This window comes from Paraburkholderia youngii (assembly GCF_013366925.1).
GTDB classification, from domain to species: Bacteria; Pseudomonadota; Gammaproteobacteria; order Burkholderiales; family Burkholderiaceae; genus Paraburkholderia; species Paraburkholderia youngii.
Map to the genome: position 1 here is coordinate 6,413,654 of NZ_JAALDK010000001.1, position 26,727 is coordinate 6,440,380.

The 26,727-nt window shown below is 62.1% G+C and carries 24 protein-coding genes; 20 read left to right on the forward strand and 4 right to left on the reverse strand.

Annotated features, from left to right (window positions below; genetic code table 11):
• The first annotated feature begins 78 nt into the window (after positions 1-78).
• Entirely contained in the window at positions 79-303 is a 225-nt protein-coding gene (locus G5S42_RS29225) for a DUF3717 domain-containing protein (RefSeq protein WP_176109909.1), read from the forward strand.
• Positions 304-407: 104 nt separating this feature from the next.
• Here G5S42_RS29225 and G5S42_RS29230 read toward each other — a convergent pair whose 3' ends face one another.
• Both G5S42_RS29230 and phhA read right to left on the reverse strand, forming a co-directional pair.
• Positions 408-722: a 4a-hydroxytetrahydrobiopterin dehydratase gene (locus G5S42_RS29230; protein WP_312883622.1), complete on the reverse strand. Its 315-nt coding sequence runs from the start codon at positions 720-722 to the stop codon at positions 408-410.
• Between the two features lie 92 nt (positions 723-814).
• On the reverse strand, positions 815-1,705 hold the full coding sequence (gene phhA, locus G5S42_RS29235) for a phenylalanine 4-monooxygenase (RefSeq protein WP_176109911.1): 891 nt from the start codon (positions 1,703-1,705) through the stop codon (positions 815-817).
• Between the two features lie 146 nt (positions 1,706-1,851).
• Between phhA and G5S42_RS29240 the strand changes: the two genes are divergently transcribed.
• Positions 1,852-2,343 carry an Lrp/AsnC family transcriptional regulator gene (locus G5S42_RS29240; protein ID WP_013090976.1) on the forward strand — a complete coding sequence of 164 codons (492 nt, stop codon included), beginning with the start codon at positions 1,852-1,854 and terminating at the stop codon, positions 2,341-2,343.
• Positions 2,344-2,430: 87 nt separating this feature from the next.
• Here the strand turns inward: G5S42_RS29240 and G5S42_RS29245 are convergent, their stop codons facing one another.
• Together G5S42_RS29245 and G5S42_RS29250 are read right to left on the reverse strand one after the other, a co-directional pair.
• Positions 2,431-2,967, reverse strand: coding sequence for a class IV adenylate cyclase (locus G5S42_RS29245; protein ID WP_176109912.1), 537 nt, complete (start codon positions 2,965-2,967; stop codon positions 2,431-2,433).
• Between the two features lie 239 nt (positions 2,968-3,206).
• Positions 3,207-4,106 (reverse strand): LysR family transcriptional regulator, encoded by a 900-nt coding sequence (locus G5S42_RS29250; RefSeq protein ID WP_176109913.1) that lies wholly within the window; start codon positions 4,104-4,106, stop codon positions 3,207-3,209.
• A gap of 147 nt (positions 4,107-4,253) precedes the next feature.
• Between G5S42_RS29250 and G5S42_RS29255 the strand changes: the two genes are divergently transcribed.
• The 18 genes from G5S42_RS29255 (at position 4,254) to atpB (ending at position 26,681) form a co-directional block, all read left to right on the forward strand.
• A complete protein-coding gene (locus tag G5S42_RS29255; RefSeq protein ID WP_246392091.1) occupies positions 4,254-5,807 on the forward strand; it encodes a CoA-acylating methylmalonate-semialdehyde dehydrogenase in 1,554 nt (517 codons plus the stop codon).
• A 139-nt stretch (positions 5,808-5,946) separates the two neighbouring features.
• A complete protein-coding gene (locus G5S42_RS29260) occupies positions 5,947-7,662 on the forward strand; it encodes a GMC family oxidoreductase (protein ID WP_176109914.1) in 1,716 nt (571 codons plus the stop codon).
• A 300-nt stretch (positions 7,663-7,962) separates the two neighbouring features.
• A complete protein-coding gene (locus G5S42_RS29265; RefSeq protein ID WP_018418872.1) occupies positions 7,963-8,742 on the forward strand; it encodes an ABC transporter ATP-binding protein in 780 nt (259 codons plus the stop codon).
• A complete protein-coding gene (locus tag G5S42_RS29270; protein WP_176109915.1) occupies positions 8,739-9,497 on the forward strand; it encodes an ABC transporter ATP-binding protein in 759 nt (252 codons plus the stop codon). The genes G5S42_RS29265 and G5S42_RS29270 overlap by 4 nt, the downstream gene beginning before the upstream one ends.
• A gap of 62 nt (positions 9,498-9,559) precedes the next feature.
• A complete protein-coding gene (locus tag G5S42_RS29275; protein WP_176109916.1) occupies positions 9,560-10,774 on the forward strand; it encodes an ABC transporter substrate-binding protein in 1,215 nt (404 codons plus the stop codon).
• Positions 10,775-10,964: 190 nt separating this feature from the next.
• Entirely contained in the window at positions 10,965-11,849 is an 885-nt protein-coding gene (locus G5S42_RS29280) for a branched-chain amino acid ABC transporter permease (RefSeq protein WP_176109917.1), read from the forward strand.
• Complete coding sequence (locus G5S42_RS29285) at positions 11,849-12,820, forward strand: branched-chain amino acid ABC transporter permease (RefSeq protein WP_176110669.1); 972 nt, start codon at positions 11,849-11,851, stop codon at positions 12,818-12,820. The genes G5S42_RS29280 and G5S42_RS29285 overlap by 1 nt, the downstream gene beginning before the upstream one ends.
• A gap of 558 nt (positions 12,821-13,378) precedes the next feature.
• Positions 13,379-14,545: an ABC transporter substrate-binding protein gene (locus tag G5S42_RS29290; RefSeq protein ID WP_176109918.1), complete on the forward strand. Its 1,167-nt coding sequence runs from the start codon at positions 13,379-13,381 to the stop codon at positions 14,543-14,545.
• A 417-nt stretch (positions 14,546-14,962) separates the two neighbouring features.
• Positions 14,963-16,123 carry an ABC transporter substrate-binding protein gene (locus tag G5S42_RS29295; RefSeq protein WP_176109919.1) on the forward strand — a complete coding sequence of 387 codons (1,161 nt, stop codon included), beginning with the start codon at positions 14,963-14,965 and terminating at the stop codon, positions 16,121-16,123.
• Positions 16,124-16,343: 220 nt separating this feature from the next.
• Entirely contained in the window at positions 16,344-17,399 is a 1,056-nt protein-coding gene (locus tag G5S42_RS29300; protein ID WP_176109920.1) for a branched-chain amino acid ABC transporter permease, read from the forward strand.
• A 4-nt stretch (positions 17,400-17,403) separates the two neighbouring features.
• Complete coding sequence (locus tag G5S42_RS29305; protein ID WP_176109921.1) at positions 17,404-19,188, forward strand: branched-chain amino acid ABC transporter ATP-binding protein/permease; 1,785 nt, start codon at positions 17,404-17,406, stop codon at positions 19,186-19,188.
• Positions 19,188-19,964, forward strand: a complete 777-nt coding sequence (locus tag G5S42_RS29310; RefSeq protein WP_176109922.1) for an ABC transporter ATP-binding protein — start codon at positions 19,188-19,190, stop codon at positions 19,962-19,964. The genes G5S42_RS29305 and G5S42_RS29310 overlap by 1 nt, the downstream gene beginning before the upstream one ends.
• Before the next feature lie 174 nt (positions 19,965-20,138).
• On the forward strand, positions 20,139-22,097 hold the full coding sequence (gene mnmG, locus G5S42_RS29315) for a tRNA uridine-5-carboxymethylaminomethyl(34) synthesis enzyme MnmG (protein ID WP_176109923.1): 1,959 nt from the start codon (positions 20,139-20,141) through the stop codon (positions 22,095-22,097).
• Positions 22,094-22,777 carry a 16S rRNA (guanine(527)-N(7))-methyltransferase RsmG gene (gene rsmG, locus G5S42_RS29320; RefSeq protein WP_176109924.1) on the forward strand — a complete coding sequence of 228 codons (684 nt, stop codon included), beginning with the start codon at positions 22,094-22,096 and terminating at the stop codon, positions 22,775-22,777. Before mnmG ends, rsmG begins: the two co-directional genes overlap by 4 nt.
• Positions 22,778-22,847: 70 nt before the next feature.
• Complete coding sequence (locus G5S42_RS29325) at positions 22,848-23,639, forward strand: ParA family protein (RefSeq protein WP_176109925.1); 792 nt, start codon at positions 22,848-22,850, stop codon at positions 23,637-23,639.
• Positions 23,640-23,657: 18 nt separating this feature from the next.
• Positions 23,658-24,545: a ParB/RepB/Spo0J family partition protein gene (locus G5S42_RS29330; RefSeq protein ID WP_129956626.1), complete on the forward strand. Its 888-nt coding sequence runs from the start codon at positions 23,658-23,660 to the stop codon at positions 24,543-24,545.
• Between the two features lie 574 nt (positions 24,546-25,119).
• Complete coding sequence (locus G5S42_RS29335) at positions 25,120-25,665, forward strand: ATP synthase subunit I (RefSeq protein WP_176109926.1); 546 nt, start codon at positions 25,120-25,122, stop codon at positions 25,663-25,665.
• A gap of 164 nt (positions 25,666-25,829) precedes the next feature.
• Complete coding sequence (gene atpB / locus G5S42_RS29340; protein ID WP_013090956.1) at positions 25,830-26,681, forward strand: F0F1 ATP synthase subunit A; 852 nt, start codon at positions 25,830-25,832, stop codon at positions 26,679-26,681.
• Positions 26,682-26,727: the final 46 nt, after the last annotated feature.

The following is a 26,727-nucleotide window of genomic DNA, read 5'->3' on the forward strand; positions in this document are numbered from 1 at the left end:
GCGTGCGACGCGGCGGCAGAGGCCCCACGAAGCAGCTGTCGAGCCGACTCGAAGCGCCGTGCCAGTCATCACGAAGTCATGTCCGAGATCAGCATTCACGAACTGGAAGCCGCGATCAACTTCTGGCGCGCCCGCTCACCTTCGAGCGGCGACGAACACGTTCTGTGCAAGGAGGCAAGCGCACTATCCAAGCCGTATGCGCTGCTGATTGTACAGCGTCAGAAGTCGCTATCACTCGATCGTTTTGACCCGATTGCAAGGCAGGCCTGGGAAGCTTACGTTCAACTTAAGGATAGCCTGTAGAACTGAAGGTTTGCCCAGGGTATTGCCTGCATTGTCCTTTCATTGTGGACCGATTACGCGGCAAGTTGTATATAAACACGCATAAGGGCCCGTAATTATTTGTATTAGGTAGTAACACTGTCGATGAATGTCGCAAGCGCGATGTCGCGCTCGGTAACGCCGTTCGCTTCATGGGTGGACAGCGTGATATCGACCTTGTTGTACACGTTGAACCACTCTGGATGATGATCCATTTCCTGCGCCTTGATCGCCACGCGCGTCATGAAGCCGAACGCCTCGTTGAAGTCGGCGAATTCGAAGCTGCGGCGAATCGCGTCACGCTCCGCCACGCTTTCCCAGCGATCCAGTTTGGCCAGTTGCTGGGTGCGCTCCTCGGAAGTCAGTTTCTGAATCATGGAGTTACCTCGTTGGTCGAACACGCTCGCCGGCAGGCGGGCGAAACCGGTATTTTTTCACGATTGTGCAACGCTCGCCGTGCGCCGGGCCGGGTGGGTCTAAGGCGGCTTGGCGTTTAAACGTCGCCGCTGGTTTGCCATCCCTCGCGGGTTCCGCGCGAGATCACGCGGTCGCCGTCGAGCACGTCGCCCGCTGCGTAGGCCGGTGCATTGGCGAGCCTCGCCAGCAGCGGCGCGAAGTCCGTTTGTGCGACGCGGAACAGTTGCGCGAAGTCATCGATGACGAAGTAGGTTTGCTGGAACGTATCGATGCGGTAACGCGTGCGCATCACACGTTCCAGCGCGAAGCCGAGCCGGTTCGGCGCCGCGCTTTGCTCGCTGTATACCGTCTCGGCCTTGCTCGAGACGATGCCGGCGCCGTAGATCTTCACGCCGTTCGGACTCGCGGCATCGCGGATCAGCCCGAACTCCACTGTGTACCAATAGAGCCGCGCGAGCAGCGGCAGCGCGCCCGCTTCATTGGCGGCGAGCGCGGCGCGGCCGTATGCGTCCATGTAGTCGGCAAACACCGGGTTGATCAGTAGCGGCACATGGCCGAACAGATCGTGAAAGCAGTCGGGCTCCTGCAGGTAGTCGAGCTGGTCGGGTCGGCGCATCCACCACGTAACCGGAAAGCGGCGATTCGCCAGATGCTCGAAGAACACCTGATCCGGCACGAGGCCAGGCACGGCGACGATGCGCCAGCCGGTTGAGGGCGTCAGCTTCGCGTTGACGTCGTCGAAAGACGGCACGCGCTCCGACGGCAGGCCGATACGCTCGACGCCCGCGAGGAATTCATCGCACGCACGGCCTTCCAGCAAGGCGGTTTGGCGCGCGTACAACTGTCGCCAGACGGCATGGTCAACCGTGCCGTAGCGTTCGAGCGGCTGGTCGATCGTAAAGTCGGCTCGGGTCTCGAGACCGGCGTCGAACTGTTCTTTGAGTTTGGCGGTGCTGGCGGCGGACATGGCGAAGCTTTAACGGGGAAATCGCAGGAAATCGGTACATGCGAGTGTAGAGCGGAGTACATGCGGAAGGGGCGCAAGTTGGGCGTGAAAATCAGCAGGTATGCGATAATCGTGCGTTAACTAGCCAATTTATGCGGGACATCAACATGCTTGAACTCGACCACTTCGATCTAGCGCTGCTCGACGTGCTGCAGCGCTTTGGCCGCGCCACGCATCAGCAGCTGGCCGAGCAGGTGCCGCTGTCGCCGTCGCAGATCGGGCGACGGCTGCAGCGGCTGGAACAGGTCGGCGTGGTGGATGGCTATCGCGTCGTGTTGCGGCCGGAAAAGCTCGGCCTCGGCGTCACCGCTTTCACGAGCCTGAAGCTGAAGCATCACGGCGATTCGATTATCGAGCAGTTTCAGCAGCAGATCGACGTGCTGCCCGAAGTACTGGAGTGTCACGCGGTCGTCGGCGATGCCGACTATCTGCTGCGCATCGTCGCGCCGGATCTGAATTATCTGTCGACCTTCGTGATGAAGAAGCTGATGCGCGTGCCGGGTGTCGATAGCGTGCGCTCGAATATCGTGCTGACCACGTTCAAGCGCAATGGGCCGTTGCCGCTCGGGCATCTTGCGCCGGGGGCTGCGCCGGTCTGAAGGTTTGAGGCCGTTGCCGGCGGGTGTCGACAAGCCGGCAGAGGGAGCCGCGCGCGCGCCGCCGCGGCCCCTGCAGTGACGCGATCCTTATGCCGCTCGCTTCGGCTCGTCGTCCGCATTCAGCAGATCGACATACGCGACCGGCACCAGATCCGCTTGGGATACGCCGAGGCTCTTGAACAGCGCTTCCGCTTCGGCGTGGCCGCCTTCTTCGTCGTCGTCCTGCGCGAGCACCACTTCGAGTTCGACGAAATCACCGAGACCGTCGACGCGATCCAGATGAATCCGCGTGCGCCCGCTCAGATACACGTGCCGCTCTTTCGAGACGATGCCGCGCGTGGTCAGTGCGGTCGCGAGCAGCGCATGCATTGCTTCGGGATTCGCGACCGGACTGCGCGTGTAGTACGACGCCTTCGGGCCGTCGCGGTCGTCGCGCTGATAGAAGATCAGCTCGGCCGGCGTGCCGTCGTCGAACTGGCGCAGCTTCAGGCGGCCGCGCGGCACGTCGTAGAAAAAGTCCTGCTGGCGAAAGATCAGTGGCGCGTCCGTCGCGAGCTGCGCGGCGCGCTCGCGCAGTTGGTCGAAATGCTGGGCGCGGGCTTTGATTTCGATGTTGCGTGCCATGTGGGCTCCTTTGGATGGGCGGAGTGATCGACGGCTTCCGGGGCCACTGGTGGTGCCGGGGAGAAGCCGCCAGGAAGGACGAAGTCGGGCGGAACGGAAAGCGCTACGAGGGCGCTGCGCGAGCGCAAACCGACAATCTAGCAAAAACTTCGTGACCGAATGCTTTCAGCCCGCGCGGCAGGTGGGACGAGTGCGGGCATTAGCGAGACTCATATCGCAGCGCGTCAGACGGTCCTCGCTCAGATCGCCCACTGCTGATCGATCAGCTTCAAGGCCGCCGCGATCGCCGGCTCGTCCTTGCGCTCGGCGAGCGTGATGAAGCTCAACTGCGTCGGCACGGTGATGCCATCGACGATCGTCAGCGCGTGCGCATGCGCCTCGGCGATTGCGGTTGCGTCGCGAGCAAGCGTGAGACCGACTCCCGACTTGACCAGATCGAGCATCGACGGCTCCTGGTCCACCTCGGCCACCTTGACGGGTTTCACACCCGCCTCGCCGAAACAGCGCGACAGCAGCCGGTTGTGCGCGGACGCCGGCGGCGTCCAGATCCACGGCAGCGCCGCGAGCGAGCGCCAGTCCCGCGCACCCTTCACGCGATCTTTCCAGCCCGCCGGCGCGAGCACGCGATACTGGAAATGCGTGAGCGTGACCGCGTGAAACGTGGCGCCGTCGCGGGTGTCGTCGTCGGAGGGCAGGCCGATGTAATAGCCGACGTCGAGCTCGCCCGCCCGAATCTGCTCGCGTACCCAGCCCGACATGCCGTGGCGCAGCGCGGTTTCGATCTGCGGCCAGGTCTCGACGAGTTGCTTCAGGAAGCCGCCCAGGCGCAAAAACTCGGGGTCGAGAATGGTGCCGATGCGCAGGCGCCCGCGCACTTCCTGGCGGAGCGTCTGCGCGGCGCGCTGTACGTCGGCTGCCGCGCCGAGCGCGCGTTCGGCGTGCGGCAGCAGCGCCTGGCCGTCGCGAGTCAGCGCGAGCCCGTGCGAAGTCCGCGTGAACAGCGTCACGCCGAGCGTTTCCTGCAAGTGCTTGATTTGCAGGCTGACGGCGGGTTGGGTCAGATGTAGCTGCACCGCGGCGCGCGTGAGGTTGCCCTCGCGTGCGACGGTGACGAAAGCCCTAAGCAGAGTCAGATCCATATCCTGATATTAGCGCGGCTTATAGCGCAGTTGAGCATTACTCATTGGATTTGTCGCTCCTAGACGCCGTACGCTGAGCGTTGAGCAATGCTTCGGCGCGCGGTATCGAGCGCGAAGCGGGAGATTTCACAGCAAAAGAGGAACGAGATGAGTGAGACATATTCCGACGCAACCGCGCAGCACGAGGCCGCACGCAGCGCGGCGAGCGCACGCGCGCTGAGCCATTTCATCAACGGCAAGACCGTCGAAGGCACGAGCGGGCGCTTCGGCGACGTCTTCAATCCGGCGCTCGGCAGCGTCAGCGCGCGCGTGCCGCTCGCGAGCGTCGCCGAGGTGGACGCTGCTGTTGCCGCGGCCAACGCCGCGTTTCCCGCGTGGAGCGAAACCGCGCCGATCAAACGCGCGCGGGTGCTGTTCAAGTTCAAGGAACTGCTTGACCGCCATCACGACGAACTCGCGGAGCTGATCACGCGCGAGCACGGCAAGGTGTTTTCCGACGCCAAGGGCGAAGTGATGCGCGGCATCGAAATCGTCGAATTCGCGTGCGGCATCCCGAACCTGCTGAAGACCGATTTCACCGATCAGATCGGCGGCGGCATCGACAACTGGAATCTGCGCCAGCCGCTCGGTGTGGTCGCCGGCATCACGCCGTTCAATTTCCCGATGATGGTGCCGTGCTGGATGTTCCCGGTCGCGCTCGCGTGCGGCAACACCTTCGTGTTGAAGCCGTCCGAACGCGATCCGTCCGCATCGATCCGGCTCGCCGAACTGCTGAAGGAAGCGGGCCTGCCGGACGGCGTGTTCAACGTCGTGCACGGCGACAAGGTCGCGGTGGATGCGCTGCTCGCACATCCCGAAGTGAGCGCGCTGTCGTTCGTCGGCTCGACGCCGATCGCCGAATACATCTACACGGAAGGCACGAAGCACGGCAAGCGGGTGCAGGCGTTGGGCGGGGCGAAGAATCATCTGGTTGTAATGCCCGACGCCGATCTCGACCAGGCCGTCGACGCCCTGATCGGCGCCGCCTACGGTTCGGCCGGCGAGCGCTGCATGGCGATTTCGGTGGCGGTCGCGGTGGGGCATATCGCCGATGAACTGATCGAGCGTCTGACGCCGCGCGTGAAGAGCCTGAAGATCCTCAACGGCATGGAAGCGGCGGCCGAGATGGGGCCGCTCGTCACCGGCGCGCATCGGGACAAGGTGGTCGGCTATATCGACGCCGGCGTCGCCGCGGGCGCGAAGCTCGTCGTCGATGGACGCGCTCATCAGGTCGTGGGGCACGAGAAGGGCTTTTTCCTCGGCGGGACGCTGTTCGACGAAGTGTCGCCCGAGATGAAGATCTACCGCGAAGAAATCTTCGGACCGGTGCTGTGCGTCGTGCGCGTGCCCGACTTTGCCTCGGCGGTCGAGCTGATCAACGCGAATCAGTTTGCGAACGGCGTGTCGCTATTTACGACCGACGGCGGCATTGCGCGCGCGTTTTCCCGGCAGATCGAGATCGGCATGGTCGGCATCAACGTGCCGATTCCGGTGCCGATGGCCTGGCATTCGTTCGGCGGCTGGAAGAAGTCGCTGTTCGGCGATCATCACGCGTACGGCGAGGAAGGCGTGCGGTTCTATACGCGCTACAAGAGCATCATGCAGCGCTGGCCCGACAGCATTGCGAAGGGCGCGGAGTTCACGATGCCGGTCGCCAAATAAGCTGGCGGCTTTGCGCCGCATCAAGTCGGCGAACGCGCGAGCAAAAGAGTAAAAGCGAATAAAAGCGCGTCGCGGCGCAAGCGTGGAAGCGATCGAGCTTCCACGCCTGCGCTGCAAAAAATGCTTAGGAGACTGAACGATGGGTCATACCGACAGTACGCCTCGCGCCGTACGGCGGCTCGAAGGCGAGTTCGACTACATCATTGTCGGCGCGGGCACTGCGGGCTGCGTGCTGGCGAACCGGCTCACCGAAGATCCCGAGATCCGCGTGCTGCTGCTAGAAGCTGGCGGGAAAGACGACTATCACTGGATTCATGTGCCGGTCGGCTATCTGTATTGCATCGGCAATCCGCGCACGGACTGGCTGTACAAGACTCAGGCAGAGCCGGGTCTGAACGGCCGCACGCTGTCGTATCCACGCGGGCGTGTGCTCGGCGGCAGTTCGTCGATCAACGGCATGATCTATATGCGCGGCCAGCGTGAAGACTACGACGAGTGGGCGCGTGTGACCAACGACAGCACGTGGTCATGGAACGCGGTGCTGCCGGTCTTCAGGCGCAGCGAGGATCACCACGGCGGCGCCACCGAAGCGCACGGCGCGGGCGGACCCTGGCGCGTCGAGAAGCAGCGCCTCAAATGGAAGATTCTGGAAGAGTTCGCGCAAGCGGCGCAGCAAACCGGCATTCCCGCCACCGACGATTTCAATCGCGGCGACAACACCGGCGTCGGCTACTTCGACGTCAACCAGAAGCGCGGCATTCGCTGGAATGCGTCGAAGGCGTTTTTGCGGCCCGCGTTGAAGCGGGAGAACCTCACAGTTATTACCGGTGCCCACACGCAGCGTGTCGTGTTCGACGGCCGCCGCTGCACCGGAGTCGAATATCGTGGCGCCGATGTCGACTATGTCGCCAAAGCGCGTTGTGAAGTGATCCTTTCCGCCGGCGCGGTCAACTCGCCGCAACTGCTCGAATTGTCCGGCGTCGGCAATGGTGCACGTCTGCAGAATCTCGGCATCGAGATCGTTCAGGATCTGCGCGGCGTCGGCGAGAATCTGCAGGACCATCTGCAACTGCGCATGGCGTTTCAGGTGCAGGGCGTGCGCACGTTGAATACGATGTCCGCGCACTGGTGGGGCAAGCTGATGATCGGCATGCAGTACGCGTTGTTTCAGAGCGGACCGATGTCGATGTCGCCGTCGCAACTCGGCGCGTTCGCGAAGTCCGATGCCGACGATCGCTCGCTGACCCGACCCGATCTCGAGTATCACGTGCAGCCTTTGTCGCTCGACCGCTTCGGCGAACCGCTGCATCGCTTCAATGCGTTCACGGCGTCGGTGTGTCAGCTGCGCCCCACGTCGCGCGGCAGCATTCATATTGCGTCGGCCGATGCGTCCGCACCACCATTGATCGCTCCAAATTATCTGTCGACCGGGTACGACCGCCACGTCGCAGCAAACGCGCTACGTCTGACGCGCCGCATCGTCGCGGCGCCCGCGCTCGCGCGCTATCAGCCGCGGGAGATTCTGCCGGGCCTGCAGTATCAAAGTGAAGAAGAATTGCAGCAGGCCGCGGGCGCGGTCGGCACGACGATCTTCCATCCCGTCGGCACCTGCCGCATGGGCACGACCGACGATCCCGCCGCGGTCGTCGACAACCGGCTACGGGTTATCGGAGTGGAAGGCTTGCGTGTCGTCGATGCATCGGTGATGCCCAACATCACGTCGGGCAACACCAATTCGCCGACGCTGATGATCGCCGAACGCGCGAGCGACATGATCCGCGAGGATCGTCGCGCGCGCGTGAGCGGCAGCATCGCAGCGCAAATGGGTGTGGCTGCGTCGATGTCGTCTGTGTGACATGCACCGTGCGATGGAAACTGAGCGGATCGGTCATGTTTTCCGCCGCGTACGTGAAGCGTGCTAACCGCATGCCACGTGCGCGTGGCGCGGGCCTCGTTCACTTAGTGCAAATCCCAATGAATGCGCTGCATCATTGGGGCGACAATGGCAGCCATGCTGCGTGCCGCGTCATGGATCACCGTCCGTATTGGTGCAGCACGCCAACGAGCGGCAAGGGGTGCCGCCAACATAACAAGTCGCGCAGAACTTCGCGCGGAAAGATCGTAGTGCTTCGCCTTACTCCGTATGGAAGGGAACATGATTCTCGGCGATACGATTCTCGAAACGCGTGGCCTCACCCGCGAGTTCAAAGGCTTTGTCGCCGTGAACGGCGTGAATCTGCGCGTGCGCCGTGGCTCGATCCATGCGCTGATCGGGCCCAATGGAGCGGGCAAGACCACCTGCTTCAATCTGCTCACCAAATTTCTCGAACCCACCGCGGGCCAGATCGTTTTCAACGGTGTCGATATCACCGGCGAACGTCCGGCGCAGATCGCGCGGCGCGGCATCATCCGTTCGTTCCAGATTTCCGCGGTATTTCCGCATCTGACGGCATTGCAGAATGTGCGCATCGGGTTGCAGCGCTCGCTCGGCACCGCGTTTCACTTCTGGAAGAGCGAGCGTACGTTGCGGCGTCTGAACGATCGCGCGATGGATCTGTTGACTCAGGTCGGCCTGACCGATTTCGCCGATGTGTTGACGGTGGAGCTCGCCTACGGCCGCAAGCGCGCGCTCGAAATCGCGACCACGCTCGCGATGGAGCCCGAACTGATGCTGCTCGACGAGCCCACGCAAGGCATGGGACATGAGGACGTCGACCGCGTGACTGCGTTGATCAAGAAAGTATCGGCGGGCCGCACGATCCTGATGGTCGAACACAACATGAATGTGATCGCCGGTATCTCCGACACGATCACCGTGCTGCAACGGGGTGAAGTGCTCGCCGAGGGCAGCTACGCGGAAGTGTCGAAGAATCCGCTCGTGATGCAAGCCTACATGGGCAGCGCCGACGCGGCGCTCGCCGGAGCCCACGCATGAATACGACGGTCGAGCGCGAAGGCCTCGAAGCGAACGAAACGAAAAGCGGCGCACCCGCGCTGGACATCGCGGGACTGCAAGCCTGGTACGGGGAATCCCATATTCTGCACGGCGTCGATCTGTCGGTTGGCCGTGGCGAGGTCGTGACGCTGCTCGGGCGCAATGGCGCGGGCCGCACCACGACGCTTCGCGCGATCATGGGTCTCACCGGCCGCCGTACCGGCTCGATCCGGATCGATGGACGCGAAACGATTGGCCTGCCCACGCATCGCATCGCGCATTGCGGCATCGGCTATTGCCCCGAAGAGCGCGGTATTTTTTCGAGTCTGTCGTGCGAGGAAAATCTGCTGCTGCCGCCGCCCGTCGGCGACAAGGCGCACATGATGTCGCTCGAGGAAATCTATGCGATGTTCCCGAATCTGCACGAGCGGCGCATGAGCCAGGGCACGCGGCTCTCGGGCGGCGAACAGCAGATGCTCGCGGTCGCGCGGATTCTGCGCACCGGCGCGAATCTGCTGCTGCTCGACGAAATCTCGGAGGGGCTCGCGCCCGTGATCGTGCAGGCGCTTGCACGGATGATCATCACGTTGAAGGCGCGCGGCTACACGATCGTGATGGTCGAGCAGAACTTCCGCTTCGCGGCGCCGCTCGCGGATCGTTTCTATGTGATGGAGCACGGCATGATCGTCGAGCATTTCGGGGCTAGCGAGCTCGAAGGCAAGATGCCGGTGCTGCATGATTTGCTGGGCGTATAGACACGGACACGCACGCGCCCGACTGCCTCTGATAACCACAAGCGAAGAACCAGGAGACATGCATGAAAAAGAACCCACTCGCGCGAATTGCCTCACTCTGCTTCGCGGTCGCCGCCGGCGCCGCACTGACGCTGGGCAGCGCGCAAGCGGCCGACGATGCCGTGAAGATCGGCTTTATCACGGATCTGTCGGGACTGTACGCGGATATCGACGGGCAGGGCGGTCTTGAAGCGATCCGGATGGCGGTCGCCGACTTCGGCGGCAAGGTCAACGGCAAGCCGATCACGGTGCTGTACGCGGATCACCAGAACAAGGCGGACATCGCGGCGTCGCGGGCTCGCGAATGGTTCGACCGCGATGGCGTCGACGTGGTGATCGGCGGCACCAACTCGGCGACCGCTCTGTCGACGAACACCGTCGCGGGCGAGAAGCACAAGGTCTACATCAACGTCGGCGCGGGCGCCGATACGCTGACCAACGAGCAATGCACGCCGTACACGATCCACTACGCATACGACACCACCGCGCTCGCAAACGGCACGGGCTCGGCGGTTACGAAGCAGGGTGGCAAGACGTGGTACTTCCTGACCGCCGACTACGCGTTCGGGAAGGCGCTCGAAAAAGCGACCTCGGACGTCGTGAAGGCGAATGGCGGTCAGGTGCTCGGCTCGGTGCGTCATCCGCTGTCGGCGTCGGACTTCTCGTCGTTCCTGTTGCAGGCGCAGGCGTCGAAGGCGCAGATCCTCGGCCTCGCGAATGCGGGCGGCGACACGATCAACTCGATCAAGGCCGCGAAGGAATTCGGCATCACGAAGACGATGAAGCTCGCTGCGCTGCTGATGTTCATCAACGACGTGCACAGCCTCGGTCTCGAAACGACGCAGGGTCTCGTGTTGACCGACAGCTGGTACTGGAACAAGGACGCCGACACGCGCAAGTGGTCGCAGCGCTACTTCGACAAGATGAAGAAGATGCCGTCGAGCCTGCAGGCTGCCGACTACTCGGCGGCGATGAACTATCTGAAGGCGGTCCAGGCGGTGGGCTCGACCGATCCGGACAAGGTGATGGCGCAGTTGCGCAAGACGAAGATCGACGACTTCTACGCGAAGGGCTACATCCGTCAGGACGGCAGCATGATCCACGACATGTACCTGATGCAGGTGAAGACGCCGGCCGAATCGAAGGAGCCGTGGGACTACTATAAGATCATGGCGACGATTCCGGGCGATCAGGCCTTCACGACCAAGGCGCAGACTCGCTGCGCGCTGTGGAAGTAAGCCCCGGGAGGGCAGGATGCGGTCCAGGACCGCGCAGACCTGAGAGAACCGCCGGCGCTGCAGCGGTACGCGCTGGCGGTAACCGTTTCAGAGCCGCACGCGATGGGCAGCGTCGCCGCACGTCGCGTGCCGGCCGGACCGTGCGTTACCGATCTCACCTTGACGATGGCTTGAAGGGCTAAGGGCTTCAATGGACATCTTTGGCGTTCCGCTGCCGGCGATGCTGAGCCAGCTTCTGCTCGGGCTCGTGAACGGCTCGTTCTACGCGATTCTGAGCCTCGGGCTGGCTGTGATTTTCGGCCTGCTCAACGTGATCAACTTCGCGCATGGCGCACTTTTCATGCTCGGCGCGATGCTCGCGTGGATGGGGCTGTCGTATTTCAATCTGCCGTACTGGGTGATGCTCGTGCTCGCGCCGCTGATCGTCGGACTCGTCGGCGTCGCGATCGAGCGCTCGATGCTGCGCTGGCTTTACAAGCTCGATCATCTGTATGGCCTGTTGCTGACGTTCGGCATCACGCTCGTGATCGAAGGCGTGTTCCATTCGATCTACGGCTCGTCGGGCCAGCCGTACGACGTGCCGTCGGCGCTGTCGGGTGCGACCAATCTCGGCTTCATGTATCTGCCGAACTATCGCGCGTGGGTGGTCGTCGCGTCGTTGATCGTGTGCTTCGTGACATGGTTCGTGATCGAGAAGACACGGCTTGGCGCGTATCTGCGAGCGGGCACCGAAAACCCGAAGCTCGTCGAGGCATTCGGCGTCAACGTGCCGCTGATGATCACGCTGACCTACGGCTTCGGCGTCGCGCTCGCGGCGTTTGCCGGCGTGCTCGCCGCGCCGGTGATTCAGGTCTCGCCGCTGATGGGCCAGCCGATGATCATCACGGTGTTCGCGGTGGTCGTGATCGGCGGCATGGGTTCGATCATGGGCTCGATTCTGACCGGCCTGATGCTCGGCGTAGTCGAAGGACTGACGCGTGTGTACTACCCCGAGGCGTCGGCGACCGTCGTCTTCGTGATCATGGCGCTCGTGTTGCTCGTGCGTCCGGCGGGTCTTTTCGGCAGGGAAAAATGATGCAGAGAAAAGTGCTCTACGGTCTGCTGCTGATCGTGCTGCTCGCGGTGCCGGTGCTCGGCATCTATCCGCTCTTCGTGATGAAGGTGCTGTGCTTCGCGCTGTTCGCGGCCGCGTTCAATCTGCTGATCGGCTACACGGGCTTGCTGTCCTTCGGCCATGCGATGTTTCTCGCGTCGGCCGGTTATGTGACCGGCTATGCGATGCAGACGCTCGGCTTTTCGCCTGAGGTGGGCGTGCTGAGCGGCACCGCGGCGGCCACGCTGCTTGGCCTCGTCGTTGGCTTCTTCGCGATTCGCCGTCAAGGCATCTACTTCGCGATGGTGACGCTCGCGCTCGCGCAGATGGTCTACTTTGTGTTCCTGCAAGCGCCATTCACGCACGGCGAAGACGGTCTGCAAGGCGTGCCGCGCGGAAAGCTGTTCGGCCTGTTGAGTCTTTCGTCCGATGTCGCGCTGTATTTCGTCGTGCTCGCGGTGATCGTCCTGGCGTTCCTGCTGATCGTGCGGATCGTGCATTCGCCGTTCGGGCAGGTGCTCGTCGCGATCAAGGAAAACGAGCCGCGTGCGGTGTCGCTCGGCTACGATACCGACCGTTTCAAGCTGCTCGCCTTCATTCTGTCGGCCGGCATCGCGGGTCTCGCGGGTTCGCTGAAGGTGCTCGTGCAAGGCTTCGAAACGCTGAGCGATGCCTATTGGACGATGTCCGGCCTCGTGATCCTGATGACACTGGTGGGCGGCATGGGCACGCTGTTCGGGCCGCTGCTCGGCGCCGCGCTGATCGTGTCGCTCGAAGACCGGCTCGGCGATATCGGCTCGGCGCTCGCGTCGATGACCGGCATCGAGTGGTTTCGCTCGCTCGGCGAATCGGTGACGATCGTCACGGGGCTGATTTTCATCGCGTGTGTGCTGGCGTTCCGGCGCGGCATCGTCGGTGAGATCGTTGCGCGGGTGCGACCGTTGCGGGCTTGACATTGGCTGCCTGGTCCCGCTCGGGAGGGCATGTGCTTGATGCAGTGCGATACGCGATTGCTTCGATCTCCGATCTAATTGCGGCTTGTGCTGAAGGTCCGCTGGATCAGGAGTGTGGGCGAACCTGTGGCGAACCTTGTGATGAAATGGGCATAACACGCCCCAATCCGGTGCCGCAGTGCACCACTAGGGTAATTGCTAGTTGTGACTGCTGGGGTCGTCGTTTAATCTTCATCCAGTTCTGATGCACCACGAATTTGCAGGTGGAGAACGAGGAGACAATTGAGGCACTAAGTGCCCAGAAGAAAGCGCTGTTGGATTGATATCCAACAGCGCTTTTTCATTTGTGTTTTTCGAATTACTTGATGCGATCTCCCGCTTATTTCGCGCGCCATTTTTTATTCTTCGGCAGCCGCTGCAGCTAAACATCAGAAGCCTTCGAAGCGCTTGCAGCACGGCACTTGCGTCCGCTAAACTCGCTATTCACCGACCACTGGGTTGGCAATTAAATCCGTGGATTTAATTGCAATTGAATAACGGATTTAATAGAGGAGCAGGATGAAGTCGGCATTGCGTTGGATCAGCGCGGCATTGGTCGCCACCGGGATTTTGGCTGCATGGAGCGGCCATGCATTCGCGGACGTGAAAATCGGCGTCACCGTGTCGGCAACAGGACCGGCCGCATCGCTCGGTATTCCGGAAAAAGACACCATTGCGCTGCTGCCGAAAGAAGTAGCGGGCCAGAAGATCGACTACATCGTCCTCGACGACGCAACCGATTCCACCCAGGCGGTCAAGAACGCCCGCAAGCTCACGAGCGAAGACCACGTCGATGCATTGATCGGCTCGACCGTCGTGCCAAATTCGCTCGCCATGATCGACATTGCCGCCGAAACCTCCACGCCGATGATCTCGCTGGCCGCGGCCGCGGGCATCGTCGAACCGATGGACGCGAAACGCGCATGGGTCTTCAAGACGCCGCAAAACGACATTCTTATGGCCACGGCGATCGCGCAGCACATGGCCAATCATGGCGTGAAAACGGTCGCGTTCATCGGCTTTTCCGACGCGTACGGCGAGAGCTGGTTCAAGGAATTCAGCAAAGCCGCTGACCTCGCGAAGATCAGGATCGTCGCGAACGAGCGCTTCGCGCGCAACGACGCGTCGGTCACGGGCCAGGTGCTGAAGATGATGTCGCAGAATCCGGACGCGGTGCTGATCGCCGGCGCGGGCACGCCGGCCGCATTGCCGCAGAAAACGCTGAAGGAGCGCGGCTACAAGGGCAAGTACTATCAGACGCACGGCGTCGCGAACAACGACTTCCTGCGCGTGTGCGGCAAGGATTGCGAAGGCACGTGGCTGCCCGCCGGCCCGCTGCTGGTCGCCGAGCAATTGCCCGCGGCGAATCCGGTGAAGAAAAGCGCGCTCGCGTACAAGCATGCGTATGAAACGGCGTACGGCGCGGGTTCGGTGTCGACGTTCGGTGGTCATGCGTGGGACGCGGGTCTGCTGCTGCAGCGTGCGATCCCGCTCGCGTTGAAGAAGGGACAACCGGGCACGCCGGCATTCCGCGACGCGCTGCGTGCCGCAGTCGAAGGCACGAAAGATGAGCCCGCGTCACACGGCATCTTCAACATGAGCGCGAACGACCACGCCGGACTCGACCAGCGGGCGCGTGTGATGGTGCAGATCGTCGACGGCAAGTGGAAGCTGGCCGGCGACTGAGCGAAGGCTCTGCGCCACAGGACCTCATCGAAAAAGACGCGTGCAGTTGACGCGTCTTTTTTATTACCCGGGCGAGGTGTCTGCAGCGCTTAAAAGTGTGGTTTCGGTGCTTCAGGACAAACCCGCATTTAGCGCACGCTCTCTTGACCGTCGATAATGCAGAACGCAAGCTACTAACATATTAGTGGTTTATGAAGGTCTGGTTGGAATGGAGCCGCGGCAAAGAAACGCGGCGTATGACGCGAATGCGCACTCGCGCGACGCGAGAGGAGCGGTACCCGATAAAGCGGGGAAGGTATGCGCGCCGAGCAGGGAAAACCATGCTTGGCACACCTGAACTCGCTCACTAGATTCAGACACCCGGCCCAGCAAGCCGGCTTATAGATAGGCGCTTTTGAAGGCGTTTGGAGACTCGCAATGAAAAAGACAAGGCATTGGGTACGCACCGGCATCGCGATGGCGCTGATGTGCGGCGCGGGGACGGCATTCGCGCAGGTGAAGATCGGCGTCACGTTGTCGACGACGGGGCCGGCCGCGTCGCTCGGAATTCCTGAGAAGAACACGATCGCGTTGTTGCCGAAGGAGATCGGCGGCAAGAGCGTGCAATACATCATCCTCGACGACGGGTCGGACACCAGCAAGGCCGTGCAGAACACGCGCAAGCTGATCGACGAAGACCACGTCGACGCGATCATCGGCTCGACCGTCACGCCGAATTCGCTCGCGATGCTCGATCCGGCCGCTGAGGGCAAGACGCCGGTGATCTCGCTCGCGGCGTCGGCAGCGATCATTCAGCCGATGGATGCGAAGCGTGCATGGGCGTTCAAGCCGCCTCAGAACGACAGCCTGATGGCCGACGCAATCGCCGATTACATGCAGCACCACGGCGTGAAGACGGTCGGCTTCATCGGTTTCTCGGACGCCTATGGCGACAGCTGGAACTCGACGTTCGAGGCCGTCGCGAAAGCGCACAACCTGAAGATCGTGTCGAACGAGCGCTTTAACCGCACTGACGCTTCGGTGACGGGCCAGGTGCTGAAGACGATGGGCGCGAATCCCGACGCGGTGCTGATCGCGGGCTCGGGTACGCCGTCGGCGCTGCCGGCCAAGACGCTGAAGGAGCGTGGCTACAAGGGCAAGATCTATCAGACGCACGGTGTCGCGAACAACGACTTCCTGCGTGTGTGCGGCAAGGATTGCGAAGGCGAACTGCTGCCGGCCGGTCCGATTCTCGTCGTCGATCAATTGCCGGATTCGAACCCGGTGAAGAAGTCGTCGGAAGCCTATAAGAACGCCTATGAGAAGGCTTATGGCGTGGGTTCGGTCGCGACCTTCGGCGGTCACGCATGGGATGCCGGCCAGATGTTGCAGGCCGCGATTCCGGTCGCGCTGAAGACCGCACAGCCGGGTACGCCCGAGTTCCGCGTGGCGCTGCGCAACGCGCTCGAAAACATCAAGGAGCTGCCGGTGTCGCACGGCATCATGAACACCACCGCGAACGACCACAACGGCCTCGACCAGCGCGCGCGCGTGATCGTGCAGATCGTCGACGGCAAGTGGAAGCTGCAGAACGACTGAGACGATTTACAAAAACAACTAGCGGTACGCGCCTCTCGCGCAATCTGCGGTGCATGACGCCGCATTGCCATTGTGTTCGACGACAATGGCATCGACCGCCGCGCCGGGTCACGGCGCGGCGGTTGTCTTTTCAGACATTGCAGATGGATGGCCGGCTACGCGCCGCGCCGTCACGACTGTTTCCCGGTTTTTCGTTTTCGACGCTTCAGGACGAGGAAGTATGGATCTATCAATCGCGGCGATCCTCGCGCAAGACGGCATTACGACCGGCGCGATCTACGCGCTGCTCGCGCTTGCGCTGGTGCTGGTGTTCTCCGTCACGCGGGTGATCTTCATCCCGCAAGGGGAGTTCGTTTCGTACGGCGCGTTGACGCTCGCCGCACTGCAAACGCAGAGGTTTCCCGCCACCTGCTGGCTGTTGATGGCGATGGGCGCAGCATGCTTCGTCGTCGAGACGGTGGCCGTATTGCGGCATGCTGAGCGGCGTCGTCATGCGGCGCGCACGCTGCCTGTGCTGGCAGGGAAGTACCTGCTGTTTCCGATCGCGGTCTACGCGCTCACGCGCGGCATCTTCCTGCAGCCGCTGCCGATGATCGTGCAGATCGCGCTGACGCTGCTGATCGTGATCCCGATGGGTCCGTTCGTTTATCGCCTTGCCTATGAGCCGATCGCGGAGGCGGCCACGCTGCTGCTGTTGATCGTCGCGGTGGCCGTACATTTCGCGATGGTCGGTCTCGGCCTCGTGATGTTCGGCGCCGAAGGCTCGCGCACCAACGCGTTTTCCGATGCGACGTTCAACGTGGGCACGTTGTCGATCTCCGGGCAGAGCCTGTGGGTGATCGGCACCGCGGTCGTGCTGATCGGTGCGCTGTATCTGTATTTCGATCGCTCGATCTCGGGCAAGGCGTTGCGCGCGACGTCGGTGAACCGGCTCGGCGCACGCCTCGTCGGTATCGGCACGACGCAGGCGGGACGCCTCGCGTTCACGCTGGCGGCTGGACTCGGCGCCCTGTGCGGCATCCTCGTCGCGCCGCTCACGACGATCTACTACGACTCGGGCTTCCTGATCGGTTTGAAGGGCTTCGTGGGCGCGATCATCGGCGGTCTGGTCAGCTATCCGCTCGCGGCGGCCGGCTCGATTCTCGTCGGTCTGCTGGAGTCGTATTCGTCGTTTTGGGCCAGTGCTTATAAGGAAGTGATCGTGTTCACGCTAATCATCCCGGTGCTGCTGTGGCGCAGCCTTGCGAGCCCGCATGCCGAAGAGGAAGAGGAGTGACACGATGAAACGGACCATGCAAAAGAAGTTCTTCTGGTTGTTCCTCGTGGTGCTGTTCGCTTTGCCGGTTCTGCCGCAACCGATTCATGTGCCGGAGTACTGGGTCACGCTGCTGAACTACATCGGTCTCTATTCGATCGTTGCGATCGGCCTCGTGCTGCTGACCGGTATCGGCGGCATGACGAGCTTCGGGCAGGCCGCGTTCGTCGGCATCGGCGCTTATGCAACCGCGTATCTGACGACGAACTTCGGTGTGTCGCCGTGGCTTGCACTTATCGCGGGCGTGATCGTGACTGCGCTGGTCGCGCTGATGCTCGGTCTCGTGACGATGCGCCTGTCCGGCCACTTCCTGCCGCTCGGCACGATTGCGTGGGGGCTCGCGCTGTTCTACCTGTTCGGCAATCTGGAGATGCTCGGCAAGTACGACGGCATCAACGGCATCCCGGTGCTGAATGTTTTTGGGATCAACCTCGAGTCCGGCCGCCATATCTATTACCTGATCTGGGTTGTCGTGCTCGGTTCGGTCGTTTCTGTTCAGAATCTGCTTAATAGTCGTCCGGGTCGCGCAATTCGCGCGCTGCGCGGCGGTGGTCTGATGGCCGAGGCAATGGGTGTCAATACCGGCTGGATGCGCGTCGTGATCTTCGTCTATGCGGCGGTGCTTGCGTCGGTATCGGGCTTTCTGTACGCGCACTTGCAGCGCGCGGTGAATCCGACGCCGTTCGGGCTGAATCACGGCATCGAGTTTCTGTTCATGGCAGTGGTGGGCGGTGTCTCGCACGTCTGGGGCGCGGTGCTTGGCGCGGCAATCCTCACGGTGCTGCAGGATTATCTACAGACGCTGCTGCCGAAACTGCTCGGCGAGAACGGCAACTTCGAAGTGATCGTGTTCGGCATCATCATGGTGCTGTTGCTGCAGTATGCGCGGCAGGGCGTGTGGCCGTTCGTCGCACGCTTTTTCCCGCGTGGCCCGCGGGCGCATCTCGCAGACCACGCGGTCCCTCTGCCGCAGCGCAACAAGCCGCAGGCCGGCGAGGACCTGCTGACGGTGAACAAGGCGCGCAAGCAGTTCGGCGGTCTCGTCGCCGTGAACGATGTCAGCTTCGAAGTCAAAGCGGGGCAGATCATCGGGCTAATCGGACCGAATGGCGCGGGTAAGTCGACCACGTTCAATCTGGTGACCGGCGTGCTGCAGGCGACGAGGGGCGAGATCACGTTCCGCGGCGAGCGCATCGATGCGCTGAGTTCACGTGAAATCGTTAAGCGTGGCATCGGCCGGACCTTCCAGCACGTAAAGCTGCTGCCGGGCATGACCGTGCTCGAGAACGTCGCGATCGGCGCGCATCTGCGAGGCCATGCAGGTGTGTGGCGCAGTGTCGTGCGGCTGAACAGCTCGGAAGAGGCGCGGCTGATGGCCGAAGCCGCTCGGCAGATTCGCCGCGTCGGCCTCGAACAGCATATGTATGACGAAGCGGGCAGCCTCGCGCTCGGTCAACAGCGGATTCTCGAAATTGCGCGCGCGTTATGCTGCGATCCGACTCTGCTATTGCTCGACGAACCGGCAGCTGGTCTGCGCTATCAGGAAAAGCTGCAGCTCGCCGATCTGCTGCGCAAGCTAAAGGCGGAAGGGATGAGTGTGCTGCTCGTCGAGCACGACATGGATTTTGTGATGAATCTGACGGACCGGCTCGTGGTGATGGAGTTCGGCACGCGAATCGCTGAAGGTCTGCCGCAGGAAGTGCAGCAGGATCCGGCGGTGCTCGAAGCGTATCTGGGCGGGGTGGAATGATGGACAACATGACAACGACCGGCGTGGCGGCCGCCGGACCGATTCTCGAGGTGGACCATCTGTCGGTCCGGTACGGCAAGGTCGAGGCGCTGCACAATGCGGCGATCAAGGTGCGGGCGGGGCAGATCGTCTCCGTGATCGGTCCGAACGGCGCGGGGAAGTCGACCCTGCTGAATGCGATCATGGGCGCGTTGCCGCCGTCTGGTCATGCGAAAGGCGCGGTTTCGTATCAGGGAGAGGACGTCAGCTCGATGCCGGTGGAAAAGCGGGTCGCGCTGGGTATGTGTCTGGTGCCGGAGAAGCGCGAGCTTTTCGCTTCGATGACCGTCGAGGACAATCTGCTGCTTGGAGCTTACCGACGCAAGCGGGCAGGAGAGCGCAACTTTCTCGATCAGCTGGAGCCGGTGTTCGAACTGTTCCCACGGCTGAAGGAGCGGCGCAAGCAGGCGGCGGGCACGCTTTCGGGCGGCGAACGGCAGATGCTCGCGGTCGGCCGCGCGCTGATGGGCAAGCCCGATCTGCTGATGCTGGACGAGCCGAGCCTCGGTCTCGCGCCGCTGATCGTGAAGGAAATCTTCCACATCATCAGCGCGTTGCGGCAGACGGGCGTCGCGACGCTACTGATCGAGCAGAATGCGCGCGCCGCATTGCAAATCTCGGACTACGGCTATGTGCTGGAGACCGGTGAGCTGGCGCTGGAGGGACCAGCGACCGACCTCGCGCAGAATCCTCGCGTGATCGAAACCTATCTCGGCCTGGCTAAAAAGGTCGCATAAACGCGCACTTTTTCGGCGATCGCTGTGTTTGAAGGCGGTGTGTTTCACGTGAAACACACCGTTTTTTTATGTTTCATCATTCGGACGAAATTCGGGCCGAAACTTAACCCGTTATAATTCGCCCATACATTTTCCTTTGAAGGCTCACGCGACGATCTGGCGTGAGATCCCGCGATGCTTTTTCCCACAGAATTTGACGTAATCGTCGTCGGCGGCGGTCATGCCGGCACCGAAGCCGCTTTGGCGTCGGCGCGCATGGGCAATAGAACGCTGCTTTTGACCCATAACATCGAAACCCTTGGTCAGATGAGCTGCAATCCGTCGATTGGCGGCATCGGCAAAGGCCATCTGGTCAAGGAGGTCGATGCGCTCGGCGGCGCCATGGCGGCTGCCACCGACGAAAGCGGCATCCAGTTCCGCATCCTCAATTCGTCGAAAGGACCGGCGGTCCGCGCGACGCGCGCTCAGGCCGACCGCGTGCTGTACAAGGCGGCGATCCGCCATCGTCTGGAGAACCAGCCGAATCTGTGGCTGTTTCAGCAGGCCGTCGACGATCTAATGGTCGAGGGCGACCGCGTGGTCGGCGCCGTCACGCAAGTGGGTATTCGTTTCCGGTCTCGCGCGGTGGTGCTGACGGCTGGCACGTTCCTCGACGGCAAGATTCACGTGGGCTTGAACAACTACACCGGCGGCCGCGCGGGTGACCCCGCCGCGGTCTCGCTGTCGGCTCGGCTGAAAGAGCTGAAGCTGCCGCAGGGCCGCCTGAAGACGGGTACGCCGCCGCGGATCGACGGTCGCACGATCGACTATTCGCAACTCGAAGAGCAGCCGGGCGATCTGGACCCGGTGCCGGTGTTCTCGTTCCTCGGGCGCGTCGAGCAGCACCCGCGCCAGGTGCCGTGCTGGGTCACGCATACGAATCAACGGACACACGACATCATTCGCGGCGGTCTCGACCGTTCACCGATGTACACGGGCGTGATCGAGGGGGTGGGGCCACGCTATTGCCCGTCGATCGAGGACAAGATTCACCGGTTTGCGTCGAAGGAATCGCATCAGATCTATCTCGAGCCGGAAGGTCTGACCACTAACGAGTTCTATCCGAACGGGATCTCGACGAGCCTGCCGTTCGACGTGCAGCTCGAGCTGGTGCGATCGATGCGCGGTCTGGAGCATGCCCATATCCTGCGGCCCGGCTATGCGATCGAGTACGATTATTTCGATCCGCGTGGGCTGAAGGCATCGCTGGAAACCAAGGTGATCGGTGGGCTGTTCTTCGCCGGACAGATCAACGGTACGACTGGCTACGAGGAGGCGGCAGCGCAGGGCGTTCTGGCGGGCATCAATGCGGGCCTGTTCGTGCAAGGCAAGGAAGCATGGTGCCCGCGGCGCGACCAGGCTTATCTCGGCGTCCTCGTCGACGATCTGGTCACGCGCGGGGTGTCCGAGCCGTACCGGATGTTCACGAGCCGTGCGGAGTACCGTCTGAGCTTGCGCGAGGACAATGCCGACATGCGGTTGACGGAGATCGGGCGCGAGCTCGGTGTAGTCGATGACGCCCGCTGGGACGCCTTCAGTCGCAAGCGTGACGCTGTTTCACGTGAAACACAGCGCTTGCGTTCAACCTGGGTCAATCCTAAGACCTTATCCGCGGAACAAGCCACCGCATTGCTCGGCAAGCCGATCGACCACGAATACAGTCTCGCGGACTTGCTGCGTCGTCCGGGTGTCAGCTACGACGGCGTCTGCGCGCTGCGCGATGGCACTTGTGGCGCGCCTGAAGCACTAGCGGAAGACCCCGTGCTGCTCGCGCAGATTAAGGAGCAGATCGAAATCGGCGTCAAATATCAAGGCTATATCGACCGACAGGCCGGTGAGATCGAACGCAACGAGGCGCAAGAGAATACCCGTCTGCCCGAAGGGCTGGACTACACCGAGGTGCGTGGACTGTCGTTCGAAGCCCGCCAGAAGCTGATGCAGTTCCGGCCGGAAACGATCGGCCAGGCGTCGCGTATTTCGGGCATCACGCCTGCCGCGATCTCGCTGCTGATGGTCCATCTGAAGCGTGGCCTCGGGCGTCGCCCGTCGAAACCTGCCGAGCCCGGCGCCGACAGCTCGCCGGTGGTGCAATGACGGCAGCGCAAAGGGGAATCGACCAGCAGGCGTTGGCGTCATTGCTGGCGGACGGTGTCCGTGAACTTGGCCTCGAACTCCGCGACGTGCAGCAGCGCAAGCTGCTCGATTACGTCGCGCTGCTCGCGAAGTGGAACAGCGTCTACAACCTGACGGCAATCCGCGATCCGCGGCAGATGCTGATTCAGCACATCCTTGATTCGCTGTCGATCGTGCCGCACCTGGCGCCGCGCGGTCCGTCGTCGGTGCTCGACGTGGGCTCGGGCGGTGGCATGCCGGGCATCGTACTCGCGATTATGCTGCCCGATTGGACCGTCACGACGAACGACATCGTCCATAAGAAGACGGCATTTCAAGCGCAGGCAAAGGCCGAACTGGGTCTCGCGAACCTGTCGGTCGTGACCGGCCGGGTGGAGACGCTGCAGCCTGGCGCCGAAGTACCGGCAAAGTTCGACGTAATCGTCTCGCGCGCATTCGCAGAACTCGCGGATTTCGTTACACTGGCCCGTCATCTGATTGCGGAGCAGGGCGCGATCTGGGCGATGAAGGGTGTGCGGCCGGATGCCGAAATCGCGCGTCTACCGGCGGGTGCCCACGTGGAACAGATCATCCGGCTGAACGTGCCGTCGCTCGACGCCGAACGGCACCTGATTGAGGTGCGAGTGGACAGCGAAAGCTAACGGCCACGCGGCCTCTAGGCACCCCCAACGATTTTCACTTCATCCAAGCAGCAAAAGGGACACACCAACGATGGCAAAAATCTTCTGCGTTGCGAACCAGAAGGGCGGTGTCGGCAAGACGACCACCGCAGTCAATCTGGCCGCGAGCCTGGCAGCGCAGGGACAGCGAGTCCTTCTCATCGATCTGGACCCGCAAGGCAACGCCACGATGGGCAGCGGTATCGACAAAGCCGAATGTACGAACACGGTCTACGAAGTGCTCGTTGACAGCGTGTCGGTGGCCGATGCGCGCGTGCGGCCCGAGGCGATCGGATACGACGTGGTGCCCGCGAACCGTGAGCTCGCGGGCGCCGAGGTCGAGCTCGTCACAATGCAGAATCGCGAGCGTCAACTTAGGACGGCGCTCGCTGCGGTCGAGGGCGAGTACGATTTCGTGCTGATCGATTGCCCGCCGGCTCTGTCGCTGCTGACGCTCAACGGACTATGCGCCGCGCACGGCGTCGTCATTCCGATGCAGTGCGAATACTTCGCGCTCGAAGGGCTGTCCGACCTCGTCAATACGATCAAGCAGGTGCACGCGAACCTGAATCGCGACCTCAAGGTGATCGGGCTCCTGCGCGTGATGTTCGATCCGCGCATCACGTTGCAACAGCAAGTCTCGGATCAATTGAAAGAGCACTTCGGCGACAAGGTGTTCGACGCGGTGATTCCACGCAATGTGCGATTGGCCGAGGCACCCAGCTACGGGCTGCCCGGTGTGGTGTTCGACAGGGCGTCGCGAGGCGCGCAGGCGTACGTGCAGTTCGGCGTCGAAATGATTGAGCGGGTGCGCGCGCTGAATGACGCGCCCCAGGCATCCTAAGCGGATCGAGGAAGCACGATGAACGCAGTAGCAAGAAAGAAGGGACTGGGCCGCGGTCTGGAGGCATTGCTCGGCGGCACCGCGGATATCACCGAAGCAGCGGTGATCGATGGTGCGCCGAACGTACTGCCACTCGGCAAGATGCAGGCTGGCAAATACCAGCCGCGTACGCGCATGGACGAAGGTGCGCTGCAGGAACTCGCGGCAAGCATCCGCGCGCAAGGGCTGATGCAGCCGATTCTCGTGCGTCCGATCGCGGCGGATCGCTACGAGATCATCGCGGGCGAGCGGCGTTTTCGCGCAGCGCGACTCGCAGGCCTCGATGAGGTGCCGGTGCTCGTGAAGGACGTGCCCGATCAGGCCGCCGCGGCGATGGCGCTGATTGAGAACATCCAGCGCGAGGATCTGAATCCGCTCGAAGAGGCTCAGGGCATCCAGCGCCTGCTGGACGAATTCAATTTCACGCATGAGCAGGCGGCAGAGTCGGTGGGCCGTTCGCGCAGCGCGGTGTCGAACCTCCTGCGGTTGCTGAATCTCGCGACACCGGTACAGACGATGTTGCTCGCCGGCGATCTCGACATGGGTCACGCTCGCGCGCTGCTCGCGGTCGATGCCGCGACGCAGATCACGCTGGCCAATCAGGTCGTCAATAAGCGCCTGTCTGTGCGCGAGACCGAAAAGCTGGTCGCGATGACTACGAAAGTGACGCCGGCGGTCAAGGCGCGCGCGAACCCGGATGGCGGCCGCGACACGCGACGGCTAGAAGAGGAACTGTCGGACCTGTTGTCGGCGACGGTGAAAATCAAGCTCGGTCGACGCGGTCGCGGCCAGGTGCTGGTGGACTTTGGCGATCTCGACGCGTTGGAAGGCATTCTTGTCCGCTTGCGCGGGAACGCGAACGTCTGAGCGCAGAATGGCGCTTAGCAGGGAAGGGTGGTGAACGGCTGGCGGCCTGTGCATGAGCACTGCCGCGAGTTGGTTTACCTCAGCGCGAGCAACTATCGTGGATTCCAAACAAACGATGCAAAAATAATCAGGAATCCTAGTTTCAAGCCTTCGACATCGACGCGGTAATCATCCTTACGAGCCACTATCGCAAAGCGGCTCGATCATCATGAAAATCGCGGCGATTATGGCTCAGTTCAATTGAAGATCCGTCCCGTTTAGCCCTTAAAAAAGCGGCGTTTGTTGCATTTTCGAGACGTCCGCCGCAGCGTCGAAACGGCCTGCCAAAGAGCTTCGATCCACGCGACTACCCCCACGGATTTTGCCGCCCCCCGTCCACCTTACATTTGACGTGATTCGCGTCGTTAGCATATGTTTTACCGCATCGTGAAGGCACGTTTCACGCCGTTATAGGTTGGCCTAAAGTCTTGAATTGCCTGCAACTATCGCTTACAATCGCCCGGATTTAATTGCACGGCAACCCCGTAAGCGCTGCGTAAATTCGCGGGCTGAACGAGACTTTCGGAACATTGGGATGGCGGTTAAAACGTCGAATCTGTCGCCGGAAAATGGTGACGACAGACACCGCGCTGAACGCTCCGCACCCGAGACGTCCGCCAGTCGGCAGTTCGATCCGGCCGAAGCGTGGGATGACGCGCATGAAGATAACAATATCGTTCCGCTCACGCGGGCCGAGGCGGAAAAGCTGTTTGGTCCCGGCGTGGGTCGTCCATCGCGCGTGACGCCGTTCAGGGTCGTCGCAGCGCAAATGGTTTTGTCCCTGGTTGCAACGCTGTTGTGGTGGCTGTTCTACAAGCCGCCGGGTGCTACTGCGCTGTCAGCGTTCCTGGGGGGGGCGATCTGCTGGGTGCCGGGTGCGTTGTTCGCGGCGCGACTGGAAAAGCTGGGCGGCGCCGAGACCGTGATGAGTTGGATGATCGGCGAAGCATTAAAGATGGGGACAACGATTGCGATGTTTGTCGCAATCGCCTTCTGGTATCACGACGTACGTTGGATTCCGCTGCTGGTGACCTACCTCATCGCGCTGAAGACTTACTGGATCGCCTTGGCGTGGCGCTAAGGTAGCAGCACAAAAAATAGTAGCAAAAAGAATTTAAGGCCGGCGCGGAGCGCCGGCACGGGTGTGCGGACGAGACTGGGCCCGCACCCGGCGCGTTCCCGCATACGGTATTTCGGTGGGAACGGCCTAGAACGATTTTCGACAATTTGGGTGGCTTTAACGATATGGCAGCTAGCGAAGGCACGCGCGCAATGGATCCGTCCGAGTACATCGCGCACCACTTGCAGAACTTTTCCACCGCACACCAGACGTCGATTTTCGACATCCATGTGTGGAATCTCGACACCCTTTTCTGGTCGATCGTGTGCGGTCTCGTCACGATCCTCGTGCTGCATCTGGCAGCCCGCAAGGCGACGTCCGGCGTGCCGGGCCGCTTCCAATGCGCGATCGAAATGCTGGTCGAAATGGTCGAGGATCAATCGAAGGCCATGATCCACGGCTCGCGCACCTTCATCGCGCCGCTCGCGCTGACGGTGTTCGTCTGGGTCGCGCTGATGAACTCGCTCGACTTTATCCCCGTCGACCTGCCGGGCCGCTTGATCGGCTGGCTGGGCCTCTCCGAAGTCATTCCGCACCACCGCCTCGTGCCCACCGCCGACCTGAACGGCACGATCGGCATCGCACTCGGCGTGTTCGTGCTGATGATTTACTACAACTTCAAGATCAAGGGCGCTGGCGGCTTCGTGCATGAACTGCTGTCCGCTCCGTTCGGCGCGCATCCGCTGCTGTGGATCCCGAACCTGGCACTGAACATCATCGAGTTCGTCGCGAAGACGGTCTCGCTCGGCATGCGGCTATTCGGCAACATGTACGCGGGCGAACTGTTGTTCCTGCTGATTGCCCTGCTCGGCAGCATCTGGAGCTTCGGCGCGGACACGACGGTGCTTGGCTTCATCGGCCACGTGGTCGCCGGCACAGTGTGGTCAATCTTCCACATCCTGATCGTTCTGCTGCAGGCGTTCATTTTCATGATGCTGACGCTGGTGTACATCGGCCAGGCACACGACGCGCACTAACCCGCGTTGTCGGCAAAGAATCGTAGTTTTTCAAATCCCAGTTCCA

Bases quoted from the DNA above. Each gene is read 5' to 3' on its own strand.
- G5S42_RS29255 (WP_246392091.1), top strand. From the start codon at position 4,254: ATGAGTGAGACATATTCCGACGCAACCGCGCAGCACGAGGCCGCACGC.
- G5S42_RS29290 (WP_176109918.1), top strand. From the start codon at position 13,379: ATGAAGTCGGCATTGCGTTGGATCAGCGCGGCATTGGTCGCCACCGGG.
- G5S42_RS29225 (WP_176109909.1), top strand. From the start codon at position 79: ATGTCCGAGATCAGCATTCACGAACTGGAAGCCGCGATCAACTTCTGG.
- mnmG (WP_176109923.1), top strand. From the start codon at position 20,139: ATGCTTTTTCCCACAGAATTTGACGTAATCGTCGTCGGCGGCGGTCAT.
- G5S42_RS29325 (WP_176109925.1), top strand. From the start codon at position 22,848: ATGGCAAAAATCTTCTGCGTTGCGAACCAGAAGGGCGGTGTCGGCAAG.
- G5S42_RS29250 (WP_176109913.1), bottom strand. From the start codon at position 4,106: ATGGATCTGACTCTGCTTAGGGCTTTCGTCACCGTCGCACGCGAGGGC.
- G5S42_RS29330 (WP_129956626.1), top strand. From the start codon at position 23,658: ATGAACGCAGTAGCAAGAAAGAAGGGACTGGGCCGCGGTCTGGAGGCA.
- G5S42_RS29305 (WP_176109921.1), top strand. From the start codon at position 17,404: ATGAAACGGACCATGCAAAAGAAGTTCTTCTGGTTGTTCCTCGTGGTG.
- G5S42_RS29265 (WP_018418872.1), top strand. From the start codon at position 7,963: ATGATTCTCGGCGATACGATTCTCGAAACGCGTGGCCTCACCCGCGAG.
- phhA (WP_176109911.1), bottom strand. From the start codon at position 1,705: ATGTCCGCCGCCAGCACCGCCAAACTCAAAGAACAGTTCGACGCCGGT.
- G5S42_RS29245 (WP_176109912.1), bottom strand. From the start codon at position 2,967: ATGGCACGCAACATCGAAATCAAAGCCCGCGCCCAGCATTTCGACCAA.
- G5S42_RS29310 (WP_176109922.1), top strand. From the start codon at position 19,188: ATGGACAACATGACAACGACCGGCGTGGCGGCCGCCGGACCGATTCTC.
- G5S42_RS29280 (WP_176109917.1), top strand. From the start codon at position 10,965: ATGGACATCTTTGGCGTTCCGCTGCCGGCGATGCTGAGCCAGCTTCTG.
- G5S42_RS29285 (WP_176110669.1), top strand. From the start codon at position 11,849: ATGCAGAGAAAAGTGCTCTACGGTCTGCTGCTGATCGTGCTGCTCGCG.
- G5S42_RS29260 (WP_176109914.1), top strand. From the start codon at position 5,947: ATGGGTCATACCGACAGTACGCCTCGCGCCGTACGGCGGCTCGAAGGC.
- G5S42_RS29240 (WP_013090976.1), top strand. From the start codon at position 1,852: ATGCTTGAACTCGACCACTTCGATCTAGCGCTGCTCGACGTGCTGCAG.
- atpB (WP_013090956.1), top strand. From the start codon at position 25,830: ATGGCAGCTAGCGAAGGCACGCGCGCAATGGATCCGTCCGAGTACATC.
- G5S42_RS29335 (WP_176109926.1), top strand. From the start codon at position 25,120: ATGGCGGTTAAAACGTCGAATCTGTCGCCGGAAAATGGTGACGACAGA.
- rsmG (WP_176109924.1), top strand. From the start codon at position 22,094: ATGACGGCAGCGCAAAGGGGAATCGACCAGCAGGCGTTGGCGTCATTG.
- G5S42_RS29270 (WP_176109915.1), top strand. From the start codon at position 8,739: ATGAATACGACGGTCGAGCGCGAAGGCCTCGAAGCGAACGAAACGAAA.
- G5S42_RS29295 (WP_176109919.1), top strand. From the start codon at position 14,963: ATGAAAAAGACAAGGCATTGGGTACGCACCGGCATCGCGATGGCGCTG.
- G5S42_RS29275 (WP_176109916.1), top strand. From the start codon at position 9,560: ATGAAAAAGAACCCACTCGCGCGAATTGCCTCACTCTGCTTCGCGGTC.
- G5S42_RS29300 (WP_176109920.1), top strand. From the start codon at position 16,344: ATGGATCTATCAATCGCGGCGATCCTCGCGCAAGACGGCATTACGACC.